The organism is Pseudomonas sp. TWI929, from assembly GCF_039673335.1.
Classification (GTDB): Bacteria; Pseudomonadota; Gammaproteobacteria; order Pseudomonadales; family Pseudomonadaceae; genus Aquipseudomonas.
In genome coordinates, this window is the sequence record NZ_JBDJLK010000010.1 from 92,307 (window position 1) to 99,769 (window position 7,463).

5 protein-coding genes are annotated in these 7,463 nt (G+C 61.9%); 1 reads left to right on the forward strand and 4 read right to left on the reverse strand.

Features of this window, described 5'->3' with window-relative positions; all coding sequences use genetic code 11:
* Positions 1-314: 314 nt before the first annotated feature.
* Together aceA and ABE456_RS07305 are read right to left on the reverse strand one after the other, a co-directional pair.
* On the reverse strand, positions 315-1,640 hold the full coding sequence (gene aceA, locus ABE456_RS07300) for an isocitrate lyase (protein ID WP_346643319.1): 1,326 nt from the start codon (positions 1,638-1,640) through the stop codon (positions 315-317).
* Between the two features lie 491 nt (positions 1,641-2,131).
* Positions 2,132-2,896, reverse strand: coding sequence for a secretin N-terminal domain-containing protein (locus tag ABE456_RS07305; RefSeq protein ID WP_346643320.1), 765 nt, complete (start codon positions 2,894-2,896; stop codon positions 2,132-2,134).
* A gap of 268 nt (positions 2,897-3,164) precedes the next feature.
* Between ABE456_RS07305 and ABE456_RS07310 the strand changes: the two genes are divergently transcribed.
* Positions 3,165-4,607 carry a SulP family inorganic anion transporter gene (locus ABE456_RS07310; protein WP_346643321.1) on the forward strand — a complete coding sequence of 481 codons (1,443 nt, stop codon included), beginning with the start codon at positions 3,165-3,167 and terminating at the stop codon, positions 4,605-4,607.
* A 112-nt stretch (positions 4,608-4,719) separates the two neighbouring features.
* Here ABE456_RS07310 and fusA read toward each other — a convergent pair whose 3' ends face one another.
* Positions 4,720-6,831, reverse strand: a complete 2,112-nt coding sequence (fusA, locus tag ABE456_RS07315) for an elongation factor G (RefSeq protein WP_346643322.1) — start codon at positions 6,829-6,831, stop codon at positions 4,720-4,722.
* Between the two features lie 73 nt (positions 6,832-6,904).
* Positions 6,905-7,330 (reverse strand): hypothetical protein, encoded by a 426-nt coding sequence (locus tag ABE456_RS07320; RefSeq protein WP_346643323.1) that lies wholly within the window; start codon positions 7,328-7,330, stop codon positions 6,905-6,907.
* Between the last annotated feature and the right edge of the window lie 133 nt (positions 7,331-7,463).

The following is a 7,463-nucleotide window of genomic DNA, read 5'->3' on the forward strand; positions in this document are numbered from 1 at the left end:
TTGCACAGTGCCTGTGGGAGCGGGCGCCCCCGCGAATAGGCCCGCCCAGGCAGTCGAGATATTTCAGGGGGCCGCGAACTGACCATCACCGGCCATACACACATTTGTAGGAGCGGCCTTGCGTCGCGAAAGGGCTGCGCAGCAGCCCCAGCAATTTGTGCATTCGCGCCGAAATCCTGGGGCTGCTGCGCAGCCCTTTCGCGACACGAGGCCGCTCCTACAGGTTCGGTGTAATCCTGATAAATCAGATGCAGACAAAACAAAGGCCCAGGGCTTTCATAAGCCCCGGGCCTTTATTCAACAGCAACCCACTATCAGTGGAACTGCTCTTCCTCGGTCGAACCGGTCAGTGCAGTCACCGACGAAGCCCCACCCTGAATCACAGTGGTCATGTCGTCGAAGTAGCCAGTGCCCACTTCCTGCTGGTGCGCCACGAAGGTGTAGCCCTTGCTGGCGTCAGCGAATTCCTGCTCCTGCAGCTTCACGTAGGCGGTCATGTCGTTGCGGGCGTAGTCGTGCGCCAGGTTGAACATGCCGTGCCACATGTTGTGGATGCCGGCCAGGGTGATGAACTGGTGCTTGTAGCCCATGGCCGACAGTTCGCGCTGGAACTTGGCGATGGTGGCGTCGTCCAGGTTCTTCTTCCAGTTGAAGGACGGCGAGCAGTTGTACGACAGGATCTGGTCCGGGTACTCCTTCTTGATCGCTTCGGCGAAGCGACGGGCTTCGTCCAGGTCCGGCTTGGCGGTTTCACACCAGATCAGGTCGGCGTACGGCGCGTAGGCCAGGCCACGGGAGATCGCCTGGTCGAGGCCGGCACGTACCTTGTAGAAGCCTTCACGGGTGCGCTCGCCAATCACGAACGGCTGGTCGTACGGGTCGCAGTCGCTGGTCAGCAGGTCAGCGGCGTTGGCGTCGGTACGGGCCAGGATGATGGTCGGTACGCCCGATACGTCAGCAGCCAGGCGCGCGGCCACCAGCTTCTGTACGGCTTCCTGGGTCGGTACCAGCACCTTGCCACCCATGTGGCCGCATTTTTTCACCGAGGCCAGCTGGTCTTCGAAGTGCACGCCGGCGGCGCCTGCTTCGATCATGTTCTTCATCAGCTCGTAGGCGTTTAGTACGCCGCCGAAACCGGCTTCGGCGTCAGCCACGATCGGCGCGAAGTAGTCGATGTAGCCTTCGTCGCCCGGGTTCTTGCCGGCTTTCCACTGGATCTGGTCGGCGCGGCGGAACGAGTTGTTGATGCGCTTGACCACGGTCGGTACCGAGTCGACCGGGTACAGCGACTGGTCAGGGTACATCGACTCGGCCGAGTTGTTGTCGGCGGCAACCTGCCAGCCGGACAGGTAGATGGCCTGGATGCCTGCTTTAACTTGCTGCACTGCCTGGCCACCGGTCAGGGCGCCCATGCAGTTGACGAAATCTTTTTCTGGGCGGAAGGACGGGTGGGCACCTTGGGTGACCAGCTTCCACAGTTTTTCTGCACCCAGGCGGGCCAGGGTGTGCTCCGGTTGCAGGGAGCCACGCAGGCGAACGACATCAGCGGCGGTGTAGGTACGGGTCACGCCTTTCCAGCGCGGGTTCTCGGCCCAGTCTTTCTCGAGGGCTGCAATTTGCTGTTCGCGTGTCAGTGCCATGGAAATAAACCTCGTCGCATCGATCTTGGGTTAATTGTGCTGATGCTCGGTGCAGATCAGGCGCCTGGCGGCTGTCCTGTTCGGGGGAGTGCGGCGGCGAACGCGAAGGCTCGAAGGGGAAGAGTGTGGCAGGCCAGGCGAAGGTGTGCTCCGGCAGGTCGGCTCGTGGTTGCCTTGCTGCGGTGCTACGCGATTGCCAGTACTGCGGTGATGCGCTTCCGTCCCTCGGGACAACTTCTTCGTTGCAGTCGCAATCCCGTCGAACCGCCTTGTGGGCCGTATAGACACGAGGTGCCTCCAGGGGTGGGAGGAGCGCACCTCGAAGGCCCTTGCCAGGGCCCCTGATTAGCGGGAGCGAGGCCATCATGCCCTTGGGAAAAAGACCCTGTCAAATGTTTTGTAGTGGAATTTTTCACTTACTACATCTTTGGTCTAATGCGACTTGGCGGTCAGTTTCAAGGCCTTTGGTCGAGGCCTTGAAATGCGTGGGTTCAGTCGAGAAGGTCGACTTTGACACGCAAAGTCATGTTTTCACCGCGCTGAGTGCTGTAAGTGCGGCTTGACGTACTGCGGTCGGCTTGGCTCTGCTGGTTGTAGCCCGCCAGGGTGATCCACTCACCGAGCCTGCCAGTGACCGTTGTGTCGGTGCTTTGCACTTTTACTACATCTGCACGTTCCTGGCTGATGCGGTCATTATTGGTGCTTATTTGCAGACGAACCGTGTCGCCGCTCAGGGTTGGTGTTACGTAGAAACCCTGGGTCACGTTGCGGTATTCGGTATTGCTCTGGATGCGCCCGTAGCCGTCGGTGCTGGTGCTGGTAACCGGGATGCTCTGGCCAACCTGGATGAGTGCTGGCTGGCCTTCGCTGGCCTGAACCTGCTGCATGCCGCCGTCGCGGTTGCTGGTGCCGTAGTGAATGACATGTGCATTGCCGTGGTTGTCCTGGAAGTTGCTGTCGTTGTTGTCGACGCTGATCAGCAGGCGCTTGGGGGCGGTATCCAGCTGTTGCAGCAAGGCGCGCAGGTCGTCGATGCGCTCGGGGCTGGCGTTGACGATCAGCTTGTTCTCGAAGGCGCTGACCGTGCCGTCGTTAGCGATGAATGCCTGCACGGCAGGCAGCAGTTCGGCGCTGCTGCGGTGCTGCAGCGGCAGCACCTCGGTGGCGGCCTGTGCGGTGAGGCTGGCGGCCAGCAGCAGGGCAGCGAACAGGGGGCGTAGCGGCATGTCCATGATCTCCGCAGGTGGGGTTGCCATGATGGCAAAGGCGTCCTGCCTGTGCTCGATGCACATCAAAAGCTGCCTTTTATCCTGGCTTTATCCCGGAAACTATAAATTATAGTCAGCCAGATAATTGCAGATAATCGCACTCCACAGGCCCTGCCAGGCAGCCTGTGAAGCCTTGGGCTGCATTGCGCGGTGGCTGCTGTCAGACAAATTCCGTAACATCCCGCCTTCGATTTTTGCCCGCTCTATATGCCATAGCGGTGCCCCAGGCTGTTGTCTGGCCAATTACAGGATGCCCATGAAACCCGCCCGTCTACGCGCCGACCTGCTCGCCGGCCTGACCACCTCGTTTGCCCTGGTGCCCGAGTGCATCGCCTTTGCCTTGGTGGCCCACCTCAACCCGCTGATGGGCCTGTATGGCGCGTTCATCATCTGTACCCTGACGGCACTGTTTGGCGGCCGGCCGGGGATGATCTCCGGTGCTGCTGGCTCGATGGCGGTGGTGATCGTCGCGTTGGTAGTGCAGCACGGCGTGCAATACCTGCTGGCCACGGTGCTGTTGGGCGGGGTGGTGATGATCCTGTTCGGCCTGCTGCGCCTGGGCAAGCTGGTGCGCCTGGTCCCGTACCCGGTGATGCTTGGTTTCGTCAACGGCCTGGCCATCGTCATTGCCATGGCCCAGCTGGAGCATTTCAAGGACGGTGAACACTGGCTGAGCGGCGCGCCGCTGTACCTGATGATAGGCCTGGTGGCGCTGACCATGGCGGTGGTTTACGTGCTGCCGAAACTGACCCGTGCGGTACCGCCGGCACTGGTGGCAATTCTCGGCGTTGGCCTGCTGGTGTACCTGCTCGGCCTGCCCACCCGCACCCTGGGTGACATGGCGCACATCGCTGGCGGCTTGCCGGGGCTGGCGCTGCCGGATGTGCCATGGAACCTGGAAACCCTGAAGATCATCGCCCCGTACGCGGTGCTGATGGCCATGGTCGGCCTGCTGGAAACCCTGCTGACGCTGAACCTGACCGATGAAATCACCGAAAGCCGTGGCTACCCGGACCGCGAGTGCGTGGCACTGGGTGCGGCGAACATGGTTTCCGGCCTGTGCGGCGGCATGGGTGGTTGCGCGATGATCGGGCAGACGGTGATCAACCTCAGTTCCAACGGCCGAGGCCGGTTGTCGGGGGTTGTGGCCGGGGTGATGATCTTGCTGTTCGTGTTGTTCCTTTCACCACTGATCGAGCGTATTCCGCTGGCGGCGCTGGTCGGGGTGATGTTCGTGGTGGCCCAGCAGACCTTCGCCTGGGCGTCGTTGCGGGTGCTGCACAAGGTGCCGGCGAATGATGTGTTGGCGATCATAGCGGTGACCGTGGTGACGGTGTTTACCGACCTGGCCACCGCCGTGCTGTTTGGTATCGTCATCGCAGCGGTGAACTTTGCCTGGCAGCATGCGCGTGAGCTGTATGCCGATAGCCATGTGGACGAGGAGGGGAGCAAGCATTATCAGGTGCATGGCACGCTGTTCTTTGCCTCGACTACGCCGTTCCTCAATCAGTTCGACCCGGCCAATGACCCGGCCAAAGTTACGCTGGATTGCCAGCATCTGAGCTTTGTCGATTATTCGGCGATTGCAGCGTTGAGGACCTTGCGCGAGCGCTATACCAAGGCGGGCAAGCAGTTGCGCGTTGTGCATTTGTCGGAGCGGTGCAGGAAACTGTTGAAGCGGGCTGGGGAGCAGCACTGAGCATAGTTGTTGCCTGTGCTGGCCTCTTCGCGGCTGAAGCCGCTCCTACAAGGGGCGCATAACCCCTGTGGGAGCGGGCGTGCCCGCGAAGAGGCCATTATAGGCGGATGATTTACTCGCCGCGGTTCTTCTTGACGATGCTATCGGCAATGCTAGCCGGCGCCTCGGCGTAGCGGGTGAACTCCATCGAGAAACTGGCCCGGCCCTGGGTCATCGAGCGCATCGAGGTGGCGTAGCCGAACATCTCGCCCAACGGCACCTCGGCGCGGATCACCTTGCCAGCCGGTGTTTCGTCACCGTCCTGGATCATGCCGCGGCGCCGGCTCAGGTCGCCGAGGATATCGCCCTGGTACTCCTCAGGCGTCACCACTTCCACCTTCATCACCGGCTCCAGCAGCACCGCACCGCCTTTCTGCGACAACTGCTTGGTGGCCATCGAAGCGGCGATCTTGTAGGCCATTTCGTTGGAGTCGACATCGTGGTATGAGCCGTCGAACACCGCCGCCTTCAGGTTGATCAGCGGGTAGCCGGCGAGCACGCCGTTCTTCATTTGCTCTTCGATACCCTTCTGGATCGCCGGGATGTACTCGCGCGGTACCACGCCGCCGACAATCTCGTTGATGAACTCCAGGCCTTCCTTCCCTTCGTCGCCGGGGGCAAAACGGATCCAGCAATGGCCGTACTGGCCACGCCCGCCGGACTGGCGGACGAAGCGGCCTTCGATTTCGCAGGTGTTGCGGATTTTTTCGCGGTACGCCACCTGTGGCTTGCCGATATTGGCCTCGACGTTGAACTCGCGGCGCATGCGGTCGACGATAATGTCCAGGTGCAGCTCGCCCATGCCGGAGATGATGGTCTGCCCGGTCTCTTCATCGGTGCGTACCCGGAATGACGGGTCTTCCTGGGCCAGCTTGCCCAAGGCGATGCCCATTTTCTCCTGGTCGGCTTTGGTCTTTGGCTCCACTGCCACGGAAATTACCGGGTCGGGGAAGTCCATGCGTTCGAGGATGATCGGCTTGTCCATGTCGCACAGGGTGTCGCCGGTGGTCACGTCTTTCATGCCGATCAACGCGGCGATGTCGCCGGCGCACACGTCCTTGATCTCCGCGCGTTGGTTGGCGTGCATCTGCACCATGCGGCCGATGCGTTCCTTCTTGCCCTTGACCGAGTTGAGTACCGCGTTGCCGGAACTGAGCACGCCGGAATAGACCCGGGCGAAGGTGAGGGTGCCGACGAAAGGGTCGGTGGCGATCTTGAAAGCAAGGGCCGAGAACGGCTCTTTGTCATCGGCGTGGCGCTCCAGATGCTTTTCCTCATCATCCGGGTCGGTGCCCTTGATTGCCGGAATTTCCGACGGCGCAGGCAGGTAGTCGATTACCGCGTCGAGCATCAGCGGTACACCCTTGTTCTTGAACGATGAGCCGAGGATGGTCGGCACGATTTCGTTGTTCAAGGTGCGCTTGCGCAGCCCCGCCTTGATCTCCTCGATGCTTAGCTCTTCGCCATCGAGAAATTTCATGGTCAGCTCGTCATCTGCCTCGGCTGCCGCTTCGATCATGTGCGCACGCCATTCGTCGGCCAGCGCCTGCAGTTCGGCGGGGATAGCTTCTTCGCGGTAGCTGGTGCCGTTGTCGGCATCGTTCCAGTAGATGGCCTTCATCTTCACCAGGTCGATCTGGCCGATGAAGTTCTCTTCGCTGCCGATCGCCAGCTGGATGGGGACCGGGTGATGGCCCAGGCGCTGGTCGATCTGCTTGACCACACGCAGGAAGTCAGCGCCCTGGCGGTCCATCTTGTTGATGTAGGCCAGGCGGGGCACGTGGTACTTGTTGGCCTGGCGCCAAACCGTCTCGGACTGCGGCTCGACGCCGTCAGCGCCGCTGAATACCACCACCGCGCCATCGAGCACGCGCAGCGAGCGCTCCACCTCGATGGTGAAGTCGACGTGGCCGGGGGTGTCGATGATGTTGAAGCGGTACTTGTTGGCGAACTGCTTGGTCGAGCCTTGCCAGAAGGCTGTGGTCGCCGCCGAGGTGATGGTAATGCCGCGCTCTTGCTCCTGGGCCATCCAGTCCATGGTCGCGGCGCCATCGTGCACCTCGCCCATCTTGTGGTTGACCCCGGTGTAGAACAGGATCCGCTCGGTAGTGGTGGTCTTGCCGGCGTCCACGTGGGCGACGATGCCGATATTACGGTACAGCTCGATGGGCGTTGTGCGGGCCATGGCGGACTACCTGCGGCTGGGCGGATTCCACCACGTTAGCAGACCGGTGGAATCCTGCCGTGCCGCCGGGCCGTCAGTCGGCCTGGGCTTGCAGCATCCACTGGCCATCCACTTCACGGGCCAGGCCGCTGGCGGGCAGCAGGGCCAGCAGGCGCGCATGCAGGGCGGCTTCGGTGAAGGTCTTGAGGGTGGTCAGGTCCAGTACGCCGATCAGGTTGAGGTCGGCCTTGGTGTACGACAGCCAGGCTTTTTTCAACACCTGGGCGACGTCGCTGCCGGCGGTGCTGGCGAAGCGGCGGTGCCACTGCTGACCGTCGAAGGTGAAATTGTGGGCATGGCTGTAGGTGCTCTGGTCGGCGCCTTCCATGCAGCGGTGGCAGCGGCACGGGCCTTCGCCGAAGGCGTTGCGCAGGTAGCTGTTGAAGTCCACGACGGGCTTGAGGGACAGGCGTTTGTCGACATCGAACAGGTCGGCGATCAGGGGTTCTTCGGCGCTCACTCGGGATCCTCGTGTGGTGTGGCGTGCATCGGCGGGCACCCTAACAGATCGGGGCCTGCAGATCACCATTTGCAGGGCTGGCCTCTTCGCGGGCACGCCCGCTCCCACAGGCAATGTACTTTCCCTGTGGGAG